Source organism: Ulvibacterium sp. (assembly GCF_028285715.1).
GTDB lineage: Bacteria > Bacteroidota > Bacteroidia > Flavobacteriales > Flavobacteriaceae > Ulvibacterium.
In genome coordinates, this window is sequence record NZ_JANQOO010000007.1 from 158,493 (window position 1) to 176,298 (window position 17,806).

At 42.6% G+C, this 17,806-nt stretch carries 10 protein-coding genes; 5 read left to right on the forward strand and 5 right to left on the reverse strand.

Annotated elements, in window-relative coordinates; genetic code table 11:
• Nucleotides 1-2: 2 nt before the first annotated feature.
• The 4 genes from Q0993_RS02975 to Q0993_RS02990 are packed head-to-tail and all read right to left on the reverse strand — an operon-like array spanning nt 3 to nt 6,545.
• Nucleotides 3-1,805, reverse strand: coding sequence for a hypothetical protein (locus Q0993_RS02975; protein WP_299529618.1), 1,803 nt, complete (start codon nt 1,803-1,805; stop codon nt 3-5).
• A gap of 10 nt (nt 1,806-1,815) precedes the next feature.
• Nucleotides 1,816-3,012 carry a DUF4249 domain-containing protein gene (locus Q0993_RS02980; RefSeq protein ID WP_299529620.1) on the reverse strand — a complete coding sequence of 399 codons (1,197 nt, stop codon included), beginning with the start codon at nt 3,010-3,012 and terminating at the stop codon, nt 1,816-1,818.
• A gap of 12 nt (nt 3,013-3,024) precedes the next feature.
• Nucleotides 3,025-5,787 carry a TonB-dependent receptor gene (locus tag Q0993_RS02985; protein WP_299529622.1) on the reverse strand — a complete coding sequence of 921 codons (2,763 nt, stop codon included), beginning with the start codon at nt 5,785-5,787 and terminating at the stop codon, nt 3,025-3,027.
• Nucleotides 5,784-6,545 carry a hypothetical protein gene (locus Q0993_RS02990; protein WP_299529624.1) on the reverse strand — a complete coding sequence of 254 codons (762 nt, stop codon included), beginning with the start codon at nt 6,543-6,545 and terminating at the stop codon, nt 5,784-5,786. Before Q0993_RS02990 ends, Q0993_RS02985 begins: the two co-directional genes overlap by 4 nt.
• Nucleotides 6,546-6,811: 266 nt before the next feature.
• Between Q0993_RS02990 and Q0993_RS02995 the strand changes: the two genes are divergently transcribed.
• The 5 genes from Q0993_RS02995 (at nt 6,812) to Q0993_RS03015 (ending at nt 14,015) form a co-directional block, all read left to right on the forward strand.
• On the forward strand, nt 6,812-8,296 hold the full coding sequence (locus Q0993_RS02995; RefSeq protein WP_299529626.1) for an FGGY family carbohydrate kinase: 1,485 nt from the start codon (nt 6,812-6,814) through the stop codon (nt 8,294-8,296).
• 3 nt (nt 8,297-8,299) lie between these two features.
• Complete coding sequence (gene xylA / locus Q0993_RS03000; protein ID WP_299529628.1) at nt 8,300-9,625, forward strand: xylose isomerase; 1,326 nt, start codon at nt 8,300-8,302, stop codon at nt 9,623-9,625.
• Between the two features lie 202 nt (nt 9,626-9,827).
• On the forward strand, nt 9,828-11,480 hold the full coding sequence (locus Q0993_RS03005; RefSeq protein WP_299529630.1) for a sodium/sugar symporter: 1,653 nt from the start codon (nt 9,828-9,830) through the stop codon (nt 11,478-11,480).
• Between the two features lie 334 nt (nt 11,481-11,814).
• Nucleotides 11,815-13,167: a vanadium-dependent haloperoxidase gene (locus tag Q0993_RS03010; protein ID WP_299529632.1), complete on the forward strand. Its 1,353-nt coding sequence runs from the start codon at nt 11,815-11,817 to the stop codon at nt 13,165-13,167.
• Entirely contained in the window at nt 13,164-14,015 is an 852-nt protein-coding gene (locus Q0993_RS03015) for a hypothetical protein (RefSeq protein WP_299529634.1), read from the forward strand. Before Q0993_RS03010 ends, Q0993_RS03015 begins: the two co-directional genes overlap by 4 nt.
• A gap of 38 nt (nt 14,016-14,053) precedes the next feature.
• Here the strand turns inward: Q0993_RS03015 and Q0993_RS03020 are convergent, their stop codons facing one another.
• Nucleotides 14,054-17,764, reverse strand: a complete 3,711-nt coding sequence (locus tag Q0993_RS03020; RefSeq protein ID WP_299529636.1) for a metallophosphoesterase — start codon at nt 17,762-17,764, stop codon at nt 14,054-14,056.
• Between the last annotated feature and the right edge of the window lie 42 nt (nt 17,765-17,806).

Below are 17,806 nucleotides of genomic sequence, written 5' to 3' on the forward strand. Positions count from 1 at the left end.
GTTTAATCCACATAAATGGATTTTCGGATGGAAACCGGTTCGTTTTCATGGGTAACCCCTTCCAAATGGATTTCAAATTCTCCGGAAACATCAGAAGTGAAAAAATCAAGTTGGTCCCGTTCATCGGTTAAATTGAAACTTGGTACCCAAAGCAATTGTAATCTATCATCCGGTAGACGAGATTTGGAGTCGGTAGGATTTTTGGAATCATAACGTTGTACAAAGTACTTTTTGTTCAATTGAGATTCAAAAATCTCCTGGTCCAAAATTACCAAGTCCTTGATAAATTGCCCATAGCCATCACCAGTTTTTGTTTTTATAACCATTGCCCCTTGAAACATTTCTAATCCAAAAACGAGCTTGTGCCTCAATACCGCTATTGATTCAATATTTCGGGCATCGAAATCCAAAAGCGCATTGTTATCTTGTAGAAGGCACCCATCCATAAGAATCAGTGGCGGTAAATCTGTTACTTGGGCATAATCGAACCCTTTTATGCGAATGGTCTCATTGTCTTTATCCAACCTTTTAGAGGAAACATCATTTATGATTTCTACAATGGTTTCACGTAACGTTTTAAAACGTGTGTAGTCATCGAGTAGGTATACTTCCTTTTCCTTGTTGTCAGAAAACTGTTTAAATAGACTAGACAATACTGAATCTGGTCGAAACTGGAAGTAGGAGTTCTCGATTTGATTATGGATGCTCCGCTGTAAAATCTCCTTCCGCATCGTTGAGTCTATCTTTATGTCCTTAAAATGTAGTTTGGAATAATCCAAGGGCTCATAATCCCTTAATTTGACTTTATACTCTTCCGGCTTGGCCGATAATACCTGTAGGATTGCCTTCCCTTCGGGATAATACCGATCTAGGTTTAGGTGAAAATTTCCCCATTCGTCGGTTTCAGCTACATCAAAAAAGTAATCTTCCCCAGGAATGCAAAGCGCCACCTTTAAACCACTTATGGTTCCATTCCCTTGGAGCGCAATAACCTTGCCCGAGAAAAGCTCGCCACGTAGTTCGGGCAGGTAAATGCTGTCCCCTATCGTGGCCAAGGATTTTACATTAAAAAGATGATCTTTTTCAAAAAAATCAATAATTCCTGTTTGCATTGGTGCCGGTATACCGCTTTTTTTTCTAATGGAAATGGAATACTCCCCGTCCATGGTCTTACCATTATCACTATTTTTAAACAAAAGGGACACCTTTGTTCGTTTCTTAAATTCCGTCCCATTAATCGTTAGATCCACGGGGCCATGTTTTTTCGAAACAGCCTCGATCAAAGAAGCTTTTTGGTTGTCCAGTTTCTCTGTCATTACCAAAGAATCAACTCCCAAAGAAGTTGTTTTTTGTAACAGACCTTGGTTGACCAAATAAGGGTTTATTATTGCAATATCGTTTTGGTGAAAATCGGCTTGATCTTGATTTCGCATCCAGTGGGTATAGGCCAATAACTTATACCCACCCGAACGGATATCGGTCGGCACAAAAAAATCGCCATAGCCCATCCCTTTTTCCAGTAGGATTTTATGCTTGAAAATGGGATTCCCTCCAGGGCCTACCAATTCCACATAGGCCATCTTGCTAAGCTTGCTTAAGCTTCCACTTTCGCGCTCTAGACAATACACCTTGTAATAGAGATATTCGCCCGTTAACAATAGAGAGGAATTTGTATGGACAAAAATCCGCTCTTGCGGAATTGACCGGTATCCCTCAACCTGCTCATTTGTTTTAAGTGCAACCTGCCCCAGCCCTTGAACAAGGGTCATGAGCCATATCGATAAAACACATAATAAATGTCTCATTGCACAAAGATTATTCTACCCAAAAATCCGGTACCTTATTACTCCCTAAAGCCGTACAATCCCCACATTCCCTAGAGGTTAATATGTAGCCGCCTTCCCCGGGGTTGAATTCATAAAACGCACTGGTTCCACGGTCCAATATTCCCTTGAGGTCCTCTCCAAAAGCCGGGGAAGTAACGCACTCCTGGACATACGGAGGTAAATCCTCGCCCGGGAAAAAATCCTCATAACTAAAGAATATCCGTTCTTCGGTTACCGTCGTCACTTCAAAAAAACCTGCGACGTTCTCGCTGTCGTCATCCAAGGAAAAGACATTGCCCGGCAAAAAGCCTGGTTGATCTTCGGTAAAGACGCTATTGGGAGACTGGGACAATCCTTTTAAATCCTCATAATAGGCAAATGCCTCCTGAGTCTGTACATACTGTCTGACCAATATACTATAGCGATGCGATAAGATATAGTTATCCCGATTTATAAATCGGACTGGAAAACGGCTTAATCTGTCCTCGGACAAGTTTAAAGTATTTGCAATCTCAATGGTCTTTTCCCTATTCGTACCATAACAGACACGTTCTTCCCGTTCCCGTAAAATTATCTCAAAAACAGGGCCTGTGGATAGCTGAATAATGAATACCACATCATTGGGGCTCCAAAGAGGCGCGATTATTTTAAAGGTTTCCTCATATTCATACCGGTAGTAATTAGACTGTCGGGAAGGATCAAAGGTATCCACAAAAATGCCCATGCCCTCCTCGCCTTGATCATTGGTGGTTCGCTCCGCATATAATTCATCTATAGTAGTAGAGGGTGCAGGCAATTGCATAGTATCTGAACGATAGGACTTGCCATCCGTCGTGGTTATGGACAGACTGTAATTCTTTCCCATTTCCGCAGCAAATGGGGCACTGGACAAGTAAATTCCCGGCTCCTCTTCCCTAAATACAAATTGCTCCCCTTCTCCATCCTCAATTGTAACAACGGCATTTTCTTCGGCTTGGGGCCCTTCTTCGTCAAAACGAAAAGATCGTGTTAAACGTACTTCTTGCCGCTTGTTTTCATTGGTGATGATAGCATCTATGACCAAAACATCCTCAAAACCATCAACGGTACCCTCAAAAGGTTCGGTACAGCCAAAGCTGCATAACACTACTATCATCCCTAGGAGTGGTATAGAAAGTTGTTTTTTATAGGTAATCAATGGATGCATTGTTGTTTAGGTTCAAAATCTGAAATTATAGGTGATGGACGGAATCGGTATGGTGAAAATGGAGCTTTGTAACGCTTCTATCTGCCCGTCCTGTGAAACAAAAAAAACAGAATACGGGTTATTCCTACCCAAAACATTATAGACGGAAATCGTCCAGAAACTGTGGGCAAGCTTATTTTTTTTATGATTTCCCTCAATATTAAAACCGATATCCAAACGATAGAAATCCGGAATCCGAAACTGGTTTCGCTCGCTGTACAGCACAAATTCGTTCCCGTTAAATTCATAGTTGCCTACAGGAAAGGTCACAGGTCTTCCCGTTTGATACACAAAATTACCGGAAAAACTGAATCGACGGGTAAGCTTATAATTCAATACAAGACTAAGGTCATGAGGCTTATCGAAATTCGAAGGGAAAAATTCACCATCGTTTACACGTTCCTGAGGAAATTCACTATCCAGTTGAAAAAATGATCGGGAATAGGTGTAGCCTAACCAGCCATTTAATTTTCCACGGTTTTTGCGAATCAATAATTCCACCCCGTAGGCTTTCCCCTTCCCCTGCAACACTTCGGTCTCTATATTTTCATTCAAAAACAATTGGGCTCCTGTCTTGAAGTCTATGATGTTGTTCTGTCTTTTGTAAAAGCCCTCCAGGCTAAGTTCATAGTCTTTAATGTTCTGGTAAATCCCCAGTGAAAATTGACTGGCTTGTTGGGGTTCAATATTACGGTCCGAAAGCTTCCATGTATCCACCGGGGATACTGTTGTGTTGTTGGAAAGGGTATGTATGAATTGATACGTATTATTGAAGCTCGCCTTGATGGAAAGGCTATCATTCAAAAGATAGCGACCCGAAACACGGACTTCAGGGCCTCCATAGGTTTCAAAAATCTCATTGTTGTCAAAGGTTTCGGAACCTGTTACATTGGCTTCGGTCCTAGGTGCCCCTTCTTGATATGTCCGTTGTGTGGACGGGCCCAAAGCGGCATAAAACGAATACCGCAGTCCCAAATCCAACTGCAATTGTTCATTGATTTTAAAATTATCCGAAATAAAAAGGGCGGACTCCAGAGCCTTTTCTTCGGGCACGGTCAACGGCAGTATGATATCATTAGGGCTTTTTGGAGCTATCTCTCCTGGAAGTACGGAATACAATTTTCCGGAAATCCCATAATCAATGGTATGGGATTCATTGAGCAAATATTTCAATATAACCTTCAGCTCGGTCTCATCTATTTGAAATCCTTGCTCGAAGTTTCTATTGGTGCTACCATCAAAATCGATATTGAATTTATACTGACTATTGTTCAGCATCAAGGTCCCGGAACTTCTTTCACCCAGTTTACGGTTCCACTGCACGGAAAACAGACGATTACTATAATCGAACAAGGAATCCGAAGTTATACTAAAGATGTCCCTACTGTAATAGGCGGTCCCCCTTAGTTCATTGTTGTCATTGATCTTATGGTTGTATTTGGTTATAAAATCATAAAAGGAAGCCTGGCTATTGTTCAGGTTCTCTTCGTCCAGGGAGCGCAAAATCCAATCCGAGTATGCGCCACGCGCCCCTACCATAAGTCCTGCCTTTTCCTGGGCCAAGGGAATTTCAACTACCGCGTTTGAAGTTACGGGGCCAACAGAGACTTCCCCTTTAAAATTGGTATCACTCGCATCCTTGCTACCAATATCGAACACCGAGGACAACCGACCTCCAAATTCGGCAGGAATACTTCCTTTGTAGATATTCAAATCGTTTATGGCAAACGGATTAAATGCTTGAAAAAAGCCAAAGAAATGAGTGGGGTTATAAATTACCGCATTATCCAAGAGGATAAGGTTTTGATCGGTTTTTCCCCCTCTAACATTAAATCCTGCGGAACCCTCTCCGGCAGTGGAAACCCCAGGCAGGGTAGTCGCAATCTTAAGCACATCCCGTTCTCCAAGAACCAATGGAACATTTTTTGATGCCTCTGAACCGATCCTTGTATTTCCCGTTGAAGTATCCTCGATATTCCGGGTTGCATCAGCGGCCACAACTACCTCGTCCAATTGTTCAAAATTCTCTTCTAGGTTGAAATCCAACCTTCCGTTATCATAAATAATCACATTTCTTCGGGAGCTCTCTACACCCAAAGAACTAGTTTCGACTATATTCAACCCAGATGGCAGTTCAATTTCATAAAAGCCCCTATTGTCCGTTACCGACCCAATATTTCGTTCCCTTACAACGATTGCCAAATCCGCTATGGGTTCACCTGTGTTCGTATTGGTGACGTAACCTGAAAGTGTAAACCGGGTCCGTCTATTGGTTTTGCGTTCCCTACCTATTCGTATGGTCTCCAGAACCTTGTCCGGCCCATCCTTTTGCTTTTCCAAAAGAATAGGCCCCGTCGCAACATTCTCCTGAAAGGTTGTTTCCTCCTCCACTTGTCCGGGAACATCAAGAAATCCTTCTGGAAGGTCTCCATAAATACTATTGTTTCGGGTCAAAACGATTCTGTTGTCCCATGCAACGAAGAAATTGATTTCCGTGTCCTGAAAAAGGTCCGTAAGAATGACTTCGACGGATTCATTTCTGTAGCTCTTGTTCAAGGGGATACTATCCAGCCATTGTTCCGCATAATAGAATTGGAAATCTGTCCTTTGTTCTATTTCGGACAATATTTCCGCTACGGATTTGTCTTGGATTTCCAAGGATATCCTTTGCACTTTTTCCTGACCCATTAAAAATGTGAAACAAAACAATAGCGCTATAGTAGTTACGACTCTCATAGGGTCTCCTTAGCGCTTTGGGCTGAGATTAAGGCTGATAAGTCTAACAAAATGGATTTCATATAGGCATCGGGATCTGATTTTCCCAAAGAAGCATAACGATTGCGAATAGCTTTTAACGATTTTCGATATTCTGGAAAAATTGCATTAAGGTCATTGGCCTTTTTTAACGAATAATAAGTGTCGGCATAATGTAGGTAATAAGAATTCCGGTCTTTGAATTCGTAGTACAAAATTTCCTTATCCGTTCTTTTAAATATTTTCTTGGCATGTTTCTTATAAAGGGAAAGGGAGTCATTTTCCACTAAGACTTCTAGAAATCCATAGGCCTTATTTTCCACGAGGTTTTGATTCAAATTTTTGAACCTATTTCCGTGAATCGTAAATTCGGTTACTTTATTTCCATCCAATATCAGTATGGACGAACCTAAAGCTTCCGTATTCATGGTCAAAAGATTTCCCTGATAGACATCATACTTAAGTTCAACATCAAAATAAGGTTGCCCATCATAGACTACAGAACCGAGAGCAAAATCGGGTTCCTTAAAAAATTGATGTCTTTCATTAATTACACGGTATTCTTCGGTATAGGCCACTCCTTTGAACATTCCCGAATTAGTCCGCCCTATCATAGTATCGAACCAAACATATGTAGACGGATCGTCTACCACAGTTTGACCAAAACTAGAAGATGGTAACGCTGTACAAAACAGTGCACTGGCATACAGAAAATGATAAATAAGGGATGAAATCTTCAAGCTAGCGTTCTGGGGATTTAGCGGTTCTTCATTTTTGAATCAAGATAGGGGTTTTTAGCAAGTATTCATAGGCCTTTGCCAAATCAAGTACAAACAAAATTGGCAGTGGTTTTTGGAAATACGGAAAAAGATAACGTCTTGTACCAATGTAATATTCTCAATATAAATCCAATGGAAATTATGCGCTAGGGCTTTTCAGATAAATTCCTTTGAATTTGCTATAACGCTTCCAAAATAATATCTTAAACCCCTTAAAAAAATTTAGTATGTACTCCATCGGATTTGATATTGGAAGTTCGTCGATAAAGGCCGCCTTGGTGATCACGGAATCCGGAAAAAGTTTGGACGTAATCAGTGAACCCAAGGTGGAGATGGGGATGATCGCCCTCGAAAATGGATGGGCCGAACAACACCCGGATGACTGGTGGCAGCATATCTGTAAGGCCACAAAGACCCTGCTTCAAAAACACAATATAGATCCAATGGATATTACGGGAATCGGTATCTCCTACCAGATGCATGGTCTTGTTGTTGTGGATGAAAATGGTGCTCCCTTGCGCAACTCCATTATTTGGTGCGATAGCAGGGCCGTAAAAATCGGACAGGCGGCTTTCGACGCCTTAGGAAATGATAAATGTGCTTCCCAATTATTAAATTCCCCGGCAAATTTTACCGCATCCAAGCTTAAATGGGTAAAGGATAACGAGCCGGATATTTACCAAAAAGTATATAAGTTTATGCTCCCAGGGGATTATGTCGCCTATAAGTTCAGCGGTGAAATCCGTTCGACCATATCTGGATTATCTGAAGGCATCTTTTGGGATTTTAAGAGCAATGACATCGCTGATTGGTTGTTGGAGCACTATGGGATTAACAGAAAAATGGTCCCTGATCTGACCGATACATTTTCCGTTCAGGGCAAGGTTTCCGAGCAAGGCGCTACTGAATCCGGTCTCGTAGAGGGCACCCCTATTCTATATCGCGCCGGGGACCAACCCAATAATGCCCTTTCCCTAAATGTTTTCAATCCGGGTGAGGTTGCGGCAACAGGGGGAACTTCAGGAGTGGTTTATGCTATAACCGAGAATCTATCGGTAAAGGAAAGTTCAAGGGTGAATAATTTTGCCCATGTGAATTACGATACTTCAAAACCGAGGATAGGAAAATTACTTTGTATCAATGGATCTGGGATACAATACCGATGGCTTATGAACAATCTGGATGTTTCCTCTTATGAAGAAATGAACGAATTGGCGGCTTCGGTCCCAATAGGTTCCGATGGGGTACTTATACATCCCTTCGGAAATGGCGCGGAACGTATGTTGGATAATAAGACGTTGGGCACACAAATGTCCCGTATTAACCTCAACAACCATTCCAAGGCCCATCTTTGCAGGGCAGCTTTGGAGGGTATTGCCTTTTCTTTCGTTTATGGAATGGAGATCATGGAGTCGGACGGTATTCGGCCCACAGTAATACGAGCAGGTAATGATAATCTCTTTCGATCGGATATTTTTTCAAAGACCATAGCTACCCTTATTGGACAGGAAATCGAAATCTATGACACCACTGGAGCCATTGGGGCCGCAAGGGCCTGTGAACTCTACAAAGGTGATTTTAAAACCTTCGGAAACCACATCATGAACAATGACTATCTTATGAAGTTTGAACCTTCAAACGATAAATCAAAATATGAATCTGCATATAACAAATGGAAACAAGAACTAAAACGCTTAATCAATAATTCATAACACATGGCACTAATAGGAAACAAGGAATATTTTAAAGGAATTGGGGAAATCAAATTTGAGGGTAGGGATTCCGATAATCCAATGGCATTTAAATACTACAATCCCGAACAGGTGGTTGCAGGAAAGACAATGCGTGAGCATTTTAAATTTGCTGTAGCCTATTGGCACACTTTCTGCGGACAGGGCGCGGATCCCTTTGGGCCGGGAACACAGAATTTCCCTTGGGACCAACCCTCGGATGCGGTGGATGCCGCCAAGGCGAAAGCAGATGCCGCCTTTGAGTTCATCACTAAAATGGGATTCGACTATTTCTGTTTTCATGATTTTGATTTGATCCAGGAGGCTTCAACATTTGCTGAATCCGAAAAAAGACTGGCCACCATTGTGGATTACATCAAAGGCAAAAAGGAAGAATCGGGGGTCAAATTATTATGGGGAACGGCAAATTGCTTTTCCAACCCAAGATATATGAACGGTGCCTCTACCAATCCCGATTTTAACGTGTTGGCCCGCGCAGGAGGACAAATAAAATTGGCATTGGATGCGACTATAGCCTTGGATGGAGAGAACTATGTTTTCTGGGGTGGCCGCGAAGGATATATGTCGCTTTTGAATACCGATATGAAACGGGAATTGGACCACATGGGCCAGTTCTTGGGCATGGCCCGGGATTATGCGCGAAAGCAAGGTTTTACGGGAACGTTCTTTATAGAGCCCAAGCCCATGGAGCCCATGAAACATCAATATGATTTTGATGCTGCCACCGTGGTCGGGTTTTTACACCAGCATGGACTACAAGATGATTTTAAACTGAATATCGAAGTCAACCATGCCACCTTGGGCAGCCATACTTTTCAACACGAGTTGGAAATGGCCGCTGCCCATGGTATGTTGGGAAGTGTGGATGCCAATCGCGGTGATTATCAAAATGGATGGGATACCGATCAATTCCCCAATAACCTTACGGAGGTTACCGAGGCAATGCTGGTATTTTTACAAGCTGGCGGACTTCAGGGTGGCGGAATCAACTTTGATGCCAAAATTCGAAGAAATTCCACCGACATGGATGATGTATTCCATGCCCATATCGGCGGAGCGGATACCTTTGCCCGTGCCTTGCTAACCGCCGATAAAATCATTGCCTCATCCCAATACACGACACTCCGAAAAGAACGTTACAGTTCTTACGATTCCGGGAAAGGGAAGGACTTTGAAAGCGGTAAGTTGGATTTCAAGGACCTATATGAAATCGCAAAGGAAAATGGAGAACTTCAATTGCAAAGTGGCAAACAGGAGTTATTTGAGAATATCATCAACCAATACATTTAGCAATCCGCTTTCACTGTTAGGGTGTTAACGCTATAACGGTATTGACCCGCAAAGTTTCATAAAACCTTGCGGGTCTTTGTTAAATCGATAATTTAAGACCAAAGAATTTGAGAAATTCGATGGTTTTTTTGAGCAAAACAGTTACTTTGCTAGACCGTTACGGAATTTTTAGCGATAACAACCAGCCAAAGCCAATACAATTATGACTTCGTCTTTCGAATTTTGGGATTATTTTATTTTTATAGCCTATGCGTTCTTGATCCTTGGGGTAGGTCTATGGGTGTCCAGGGATAAAAAAGGGCATCAAAAGAACGCCGAGGATTATTTTTTGGCTAGCAAATCCTTACCATGGTGGGCCATTGGTGCTTCGCTGATTGCTGCCAATATTTCCGCTGAACAGTTTATAGGCATGTCCGGCTCCGGTTTTGCCGTTGGCTTGGCTATTGCCTCCTACGAGTGGATGGCCGCCGTTACCCTTTTGATCGTGGGGAAATATTTTTTACCGATTTTCATAGAGAAGGGGCTATATACCATCCCTGAATTCGTTGAAAAGCGATACTCTACCAACCTAAAGACCATATTGGCCGTTTTCTGGATAGCGCTTTACGTATTTGTAAATTTGGCTTCGGTACTGTATTTGGGATCCTTGGCCTTAGAGACTATAATGGGTATCCCTATGGTCTACGGTGTGATTGGTCTGGCCCTTTTCGCCGCAGCATACTCCTTATATGGCGGTCTTTCCGCTGTGGCCTGGACGGATGTTATCCAAGTCGTATTCCTGGTATTGGGCGGGCTAGTAACCACTTATCTGGCGTTAAATACGGTTTCTGATGGCAATGGTGTTTTGGCGGGGCTTCAAACGGTTTACGAATCCGTTCCCGAAAAATTTGTTATGATATTGGACGAATCAAATCCAGAGTACAAGAACTTACCGGGCCTTGGTGTTCTAGTTGGTGGTTTATGGGTGGCCAATCTCTACTATTGGGGATTCAATCAATACATTATTCAACGTACGCTTGCCGCCAAATCCTTACGAGAATCCCAAAAAGGAATTATTTTAGCCGCTTTTTTGAAAATTGTTATTCCTATTATCGTGGTCGTACCGGGAATAGCGGCCTATGTTATGATAAATGATGCGGAAACCATGGGCCGTCTCGGTGATGTTGCCCTTAACAATGCACCTTCCTTAGAGCAAGCGGATAAGGCTTATCCATGGTTGTTACAATTCTTGCCCACAGGTTTAAAAGGGGTAGCATTTGCGGCCTTGGCCGCAGCTGTGGTATCATCCTTGGCATCAATGCTAAATTCCACTTCTACGATTTTCACAATGGACATTTATCGGCAGTACATTAACAAAAATGCCTCTGATAAGAATACCGTTGGCGTCGGTAGATTATCCGCAGCCATTGCACTCGTCATCGCATGTATAATGGCCCCTTTACTGGGAGGTATAGATCAAGCCTTTCAATTTATCCAAGAATATACAGGTTTGGTGAGTCCAGGCATCTTGGCGGTCTTCCTCTTGGGATTGTTCTGGAAAAAAACGACCAACAAGGCCGCTATTATCGGTGCATTGGTCTCCATACCGATTGCCTTATACTTTAAGGTAGCCCAAAACGGATGGTCCTCCAGCCCGTTTTTCGTGGACGTCCCGTTTATGGATCAAATGGGATACACCGCCCTACTTACCATGTTGGTCATTGTTGCATTAAGCTTATTGCAGAATAAGGGACAGGAAGATCCCAAAGGCATTTCGCTTCGTAAGGGTATCTTTGATACAAGCCCAAAATTCAATATTGGGGCTTTTACAGCCATGATCATCATAGCTGCCATTTATGCCTTCTTTTGGAGCTAAGTGGTAGAATACGTATGTTACCATACTTCATCTTAGCCAAAGGAATCATTCATTTTCGCCTATTTAAGGTGTAATCCGTATTCGTCAAAAACAGAATTGTCCCTGTTACATTGGCATACGTCCGTTTTACCCTGATTATCAAGTTTTGATACGAATTGAAAATGATGTAATTTTGCTCACTAATTAGGTTTAAATCTTTCCCAATTATTAATTAGGACATCTTAATAGGACAATCTAAAAAACCGACCAGAGGCAGTAACGACCTCGCACCAGAAAAGGGTACTTAATCAAAATAACCAGAAAAGGGTACTTAAACAAAATAAAAAGTAGAAAAATGAAGAAGATATTGGCGATATGTATTATGTCTTTGTTATGGGTTTCATGTGGCACGCAAAAGAAGGAAGAACCTATACAAATTAGTCCCGAAGAGTTACACGCTTCCGTGGACAAGGTTACTGAAATCATGATCCATGATATATTCTCCCCACCGGTGGCCAGTCGTATTTTTGCCTATCCAAATGTTGCCGCTTATGAAATCATTGCGCAGGGGAATGATGATTATCTTTCCTTGGCTGGGCAACTAAGAGAACTGGATTCCATTCCAAAACCAGAGAAGGGCAGTTCTATCAATTATCAACTGGCCGCCTTGACGGCCCATATGGAATTGAACAAACGACTGATTTTTTCCGAAGAAAGAATGGAGGTATTCCGAGATAGTCTTTACGGAATTTGGGAAAGTAAAAACCCTACGGTATTTAATGCTTCCAAGGCTTACGGTCTAAAAGTAGCAGACCATATCGGTGCTTGGATGAATAAGGACAATTATGCCCAAACCCGTACTATGCCAAAATTTACAGTAGATACGGACGATCCCACGCGCTGGCAACCTACTCCCCCGGCTTATATGGACGGTATTGAGCCACATTGGAACAAAATTCGCCCCTTCGTAATAGATTCGGCCAATCAGTTTAAACCTACCCCGCCACCGCCATTCTCCATGGAAAAAGGTTCGGATTTTTATAAGGAATTGAAGGAAGTCTATGACATAAGCCAAGAAATTACCGAAAAGGGTGATGAATCCGAGGAAATAGAAATTGCACAGTTTTGGGATTGTAATCCCTATGTCTCGGTTACAAGGGGCCATTTAATGTTCGCAACAAAAAAAATAACCCCTGGAGCGCATTGGATCGGTATCACCAAAATCGCCGCTCGAAAGACAAATAGTGATTTTGACAAAACGGTTTATGCGTATACCAAGGCTTCGGTAGCTATGGCCGATGCCTTTATCAGCTGTTGGGATGAAAAGTATCGCAGTAACCTCATCCGCCCGGAAACCTTGATCAACCAGCATATAGATGAAGATTGGAAGCCCGTACTTCAAACTCCCCCATTTCCTGAATACACCAGTGGACATAGTGTAGTATCGGGGGCGGCGGCAACTGCATTGACCGATGTTTTTGGGGATGGTTTTGCCTTTGACGATGACACTGAAGTCCCTTATGGCCTTCCAATAAGAAGTTTTAATTCATTTAACGAAGCAGCCGATGAGGCGGCCATTAGCAGAATGTATGGTGGCATCCATTACAGGGCGGCCGTGCAAGTCGGTGTTAAGCAAGGGCGTGACTTAGGTAAATTTGTGTTGGACAATTTAAGGATGAAAGTAAACAAGGATTTGGCCTACGAATGATCAGGTTGGTCCCTTTTCTATGTATTGTTTTTTTTAGCAGTTGTTCAAACTACGGCCAACTCACCTTTATCGCGGAGCTTCCGAAAAAATTGGATGAGAACTCGGGAATTGCCATGTTTTCCGAAACAACATTGTGGTTAATAGAGGACAGTGGCAACCCTGATGAAATTTATCAGGTGGACCTTAAGGGTAACCTCCTTAAAAAATTGAAGGTCAAAAATGCCAAAAACAAGGATTGGGAAGATTTGACCAAGGATAAAAAAGGAAATCTCTATATCGGGGATTTTGGAAACAATTCAAATGACCGGAAGGATTTGGTCATCTACAAGCTTCCCAACCCGGAGATAGAACCGGGCGACAAAATCGACGCGCTACCAATTAGGTTCAGTTATCCCGAACAAAAAAGGTTTCCTCCAAAAAAAGCACGGCTGTACTATGATGCGGAAGCTTTTTTTCATCACGGTAATTTCTTGTATATCATCACCAAAAATAGGGCCCGCCCATTTTCTGGAAAGGCTTTACTCTACAGAATACCGGATTATCCGGGCCAACATAAGGCACTTTTCATGGGTAGCTTCAGAACGTGCGATGATTGGAAAACCTGCCAGATTACCTCCGTAGATATTTCACCCGATGAAAGGACCATAGTGCTTTTGAGCTATGGAAAGCTTTGGAAAGTAACCCATTTTAGGGACGATAAGTTCTTACAGGGTACCTCAAAGGAAATTGATCTGGGTGCACGGTCCCAATTGGAAGCCGTCTGCTTCATGAATGACTCTACCCTATTGATTTCCGATGAGAAACGCGGAACCACGGGAAGAAACTTATATTCGTTTCCACTCAAATAGCCCTAGGGCTTCTCCATAGGCATTTAAAAGTTTAGCTCCTAGAAACCGAAACCTACTCCAAAGGTAAACCGCAATCCGTCCGTGCTATTGAACAACGCGGTCCTAAAGGAGAAAATGTCCGCAGCATTGGCAAAAAATCCAAGACCGTAGGAGGTGTGCCAAGTATCGGAATCCTGATCAGGCTGCCAAACCCTCCCATAATCAAACCCGGCGTACATGCCCAGGGCCGTAGGCACAATTCCTGTACGCATCTTACGAAAGCTATATCGGATATCGGTATTTTGATAATAAGCCTTTTTACCGGTAAATCTTTGGTTCCGAAATCCTCGGAGTCCGTCCACACCCCCAATACTGGCCGCTTGATAAAACTCATAACCGTCCCCAATATTGAAGTGGCCCTTCACTTTGGTTCCCAATACCAAACGCCCGCTGGATACCAGTTTGTAGGCCACGGTAAGACTTGGGACAACATATCCAAAACTTCCCGAGTTGCTCACATTGTTTCGATATCCCGCTCGAATTGAAGTAGCCATGCCCAAGGTAGGGAACCCGGAATAATCCGCATTGCTAAAAGTATATTCGCCATCCACGCCCAAAAAACTATTTTCCGGGATCAAAACATTTTCTTCCGCATACTCATTAATGAATCGATCTTCCGTCTCTTCAACATCTATGGTCTCATAGGAAACCCCAAAACGGAACTTGGCACCCAATTGTCCGCGCCAGACCAGAGCAGGGGAAAATCGCAAGGTCTGTAATTTTACCCGATTGAAGTCCAACTCCAAATCATCATCAAAATTTGGTGTATCATTGCCAAAACCAAAAAAGTTGATAGCGAAATTTGGACTGGTAAAACGCGCGCCCAACTCAAAGTTCCAATTCTCGAATATATGGGCAAATTCTCCTGTATACCCCAACTCAAAACCACTTGTGGCAAAATAAAAAGCCGCATTTACCGTATGCTGTTGGGTAAATGGGTTCTGACGAAAACCATTAAAGGTATAGGTGTCGGTAAAGCCTATTTTTACCCCATCATCCGGATTAAACCCAAGGGTAGGGATAATTTGATTTGTGCTATTCCTAATTTTTAAGGGCCTATACGTATTGGTCTCATAGTCATTGGTCAATTTCACTTTTGCCCCGCGTACTTCTTTCAGTGTGTTTTTCTTGCTTTTATGGTCATAGATTGCAACCCGATTTCCATTTTTAATATCATAAATATCGTTGTTCTGCCCACCTATAAGTCGCAATCTTATTCTATTCTTGTGCTCACCGATCACCTCAAAATAGTCATCGTCATCCAAGCCATATATCCAGAGTTCCTTGGTTGTTAGGGAGGAGAACGTTTTGTTAAAAAACAACCTATCCTTCTTTCCGTCAATAATGCGATATACCTTTACTTCGGTCTCGTTGGAACTGATACGTGTTATTTGAAACCAGTCGTCCTTGTCCGTACCGATTATTGTGGCATATTTATTCATAACACGATAGTAGTCCATGGCCGTTTGGTCAATTTTATCTATCCTCGATAAAAGGACGCGCTTTATATTTTCAACGGTTTCGTCCTTTACCTCTTCCGGAAAATATTGAAAAGCCTCATCGATCACTTCTGCGGTCAGGTTATCCTGTATGAACTTGGCTTGGTCTCTCCATTGCTGCGGATTGGTTTCCGTCAATACAGCCATGTCCAAAACATACGTTTTGGGGGAAGAATTGAAGCCTTTAACGCTTCTTATTTCCTCGTTAAAGCCTTCCATTAACTGTAAACTGGGAATAATTCGAGTGGCAAGGCCCATTAAGAGGCCATCGCCCATTATGGAATAGGCTTGGTCCCTATCCCTTGGCACAGGCCTATAGATAATCTTTCCTGTATCCTTATCCTTAAACTCTGCCCAACGCCATTGATCTACATGACGATCCCAATCCCCGATTGCCATATCGAATAATCGGGCCCTTAAATACATTTCGCTATCCACCTCATACTTTTCATCGTCACGAAGGTCTTCCAGCATGGCATCCGTACTTTTGAGTTCATCGGCATAACCGTAACTCTTTAAATCCCCATGCCCATCACCGGCATGTTCCTCTATCATGTATAGTTCATCCCCAAATTCTTCATTAAATTCCTTTAAGGCATCTTGTTTTGGAATATAATAAAGAATCGGATTGGTATGATAGATGTCAATGGCATTGGAAAGTGTCCCAACGGTAAAAGGGGCATACGGATGCGATCCGGTATAGAAGTCTTCTAATAATTCTACGGTATAGGTATCCTCCAAATCATCGGTTATATATTGATCGGTGAATACCATGGCCTGCAGATATAAATCTGCCTGTTTCCGCAAGGCTCGCATTACATACTCTTTTCCGCTTTTATGACGTAACCTAAGGGATTTGGATTGATTGCCCCCTCCTTTCCTAACCGGTGCCAATCCTCCCAAAAGGGTATCCAAATCTACCGTAGGCGCTGCAACCTTGGTGGCGTAATATTTACGATAGCGCTCTCCCCAAACGGTCTTAAAGAAACCGGATTTATCAATTTCCTCATCCGAGTAAATAGAGGCTCTTACCGTATCCGGAAAGGTTTCCGGATATGTTATCCCGTTGAATTTTCTGTCCGGAGGCAAGACCGGGGAGGCGAAAAGACGTTCCTCGGAACCATCCTCCGCTACCCCATAGTAGGTTACAAAGGAAGAACCGTCCTCAAAGACCTTCAAAATGGCATAACCCATTCTCCCTGTGGAGAACTTACTTCCGTTTAAAAGGCGGGTGTTCCCTTTTTTGGCTCCGGAACCACTTACAATTTGAGGGATGCCCAACTCCACAATATATTGTAAGGTATGTTCATGACCCGATGCCAATATGACCTTTTCCGAATACTGGGCCAAAGTTGTAATTCTATTCCTAAGCTCCATATACCGCTTATTCTGTAAGTCTTCTGTTGAGGCTCCAGTGGTCTTCCTCAACAAATTGGCCAAAGAACCCAAAAAAGGTAGGGGAAAGTTGCCATTATCCGGATATAGATGTTGGCGCAGGGAAAATTGTCCTCCGTGCGATCCATAACTGAACATAGGATGATGCAATGCTATTACCGTGGTGCGTTGCCTATTATCCTTGATTTCATCCGCGAGCTCCAACAAAAATTTATCCCTACTTTTAATATCGCATTTATCGTTCATATTCGGATGCTTGTCCCAATTGGTCAAATACCACTTGGTGTCTATGACTATGACTACTAAATCCTCACTTATTTCAATGGTTTCTAGAGGACAACCATTTTCAGGAAGAAAGGGGTCTTTCTGGTCTAGCCTTTCCTTTATGTAATCTTCCTGCCGCTCCAGGCCTTCCAGGCCTTCGTTATACCAGTCGTGGTTCCCGGGAATAAAAAGTGGTCTGCCTTTGTAATTTTGTAGTGTTTCCAACTGGGCATCCATATGATTTGCCGCTGTTTTATAGGCCACTGCATCTTCCTTTGGATCGGGCAATCCTTTAGGATAAATGTTATCTCCCAAAAAAATGGCCATGCTGTTTTTATCGGCATTATCCAACCTGTTTTTGAACAACCGGAGTGCAGGATTCATATCTCCCATAGGCGACAAACCGGCATCCCCGATCAAATAAAAAGTATGGGATATTTGTTTATCTGTCGGAGAACTGGAGGGTCCCGCTCCTGCCAAATATTTGGTCTTATAGGTTGCACAACTACTAACGAATAGAAGAAGTACGAGTATTAAGTAATATTTCTTCATAAGGATGCTCTAGAAACTAAATTTTTGTAATTTGTGAAATCC

Coding starts and splice junctions, on each gene's coding strand:
- Q0993_RS03005 (WP_299529630.1), top strand. CDS start 9,828: ATGACTTCGTCTTTCGAATTTTGGGATTATTTTATTTTTATAGCCTAT.
- Q0993_RS03020 (WP_299529636.1), bottom strand. CDS start 17,764: ATGAAGAAATATTACTTAATACTCGTACTTCTTCTATTCGTTAGTAGT.
- Q0993_RS03010 (WP_299529632.1), top strand. CDS start 11,815: ATGAAGAAGATATTGGCGATATGTATTATGTCTTTGTTATGGGTTTCA.
- Q0993_RS03015 (WP_299529634.1), top strand. CDS start 13,164: ATGATCAGGTTGGTCCCTTTTCTATGTATTGTTTTTTTTAGCAGTTGT.
- Q0993_RS02985 (WP_299529622.1), bottom strand. CDS start 5,787: ATGAGAGTCGTAACTACTATAGCGCTATTGTTTTGTTTCACATTTTTA.
- Q0993_RS02995 (WP_299529626.1), top strand. CDS start 6,812: ATGTACTCCATCGGATTTGATATTGGAAGTTCGTCGATAAAGGCCGCC.
- Q0993_RS02980 (WP_299529620.1), bottom strand. CDS start 3,012: ATGCATCCATTGATTACCTATAAAAAACAACTTTCTATACCACTCCTA.
- xylA (WP_299529628.1), top strand. CDS start 8,300: ATGGCACTAATAGGAAACAAGGAATATTTTAAAGGAATTGGGGAAATC.
- Q0993_RS02975 (WP_299529618.1), bottom strand. CDS start 1,805: ATGAGACATTTATTATGTGTTTTATCGATATGGCTCATGACCCTTGTT.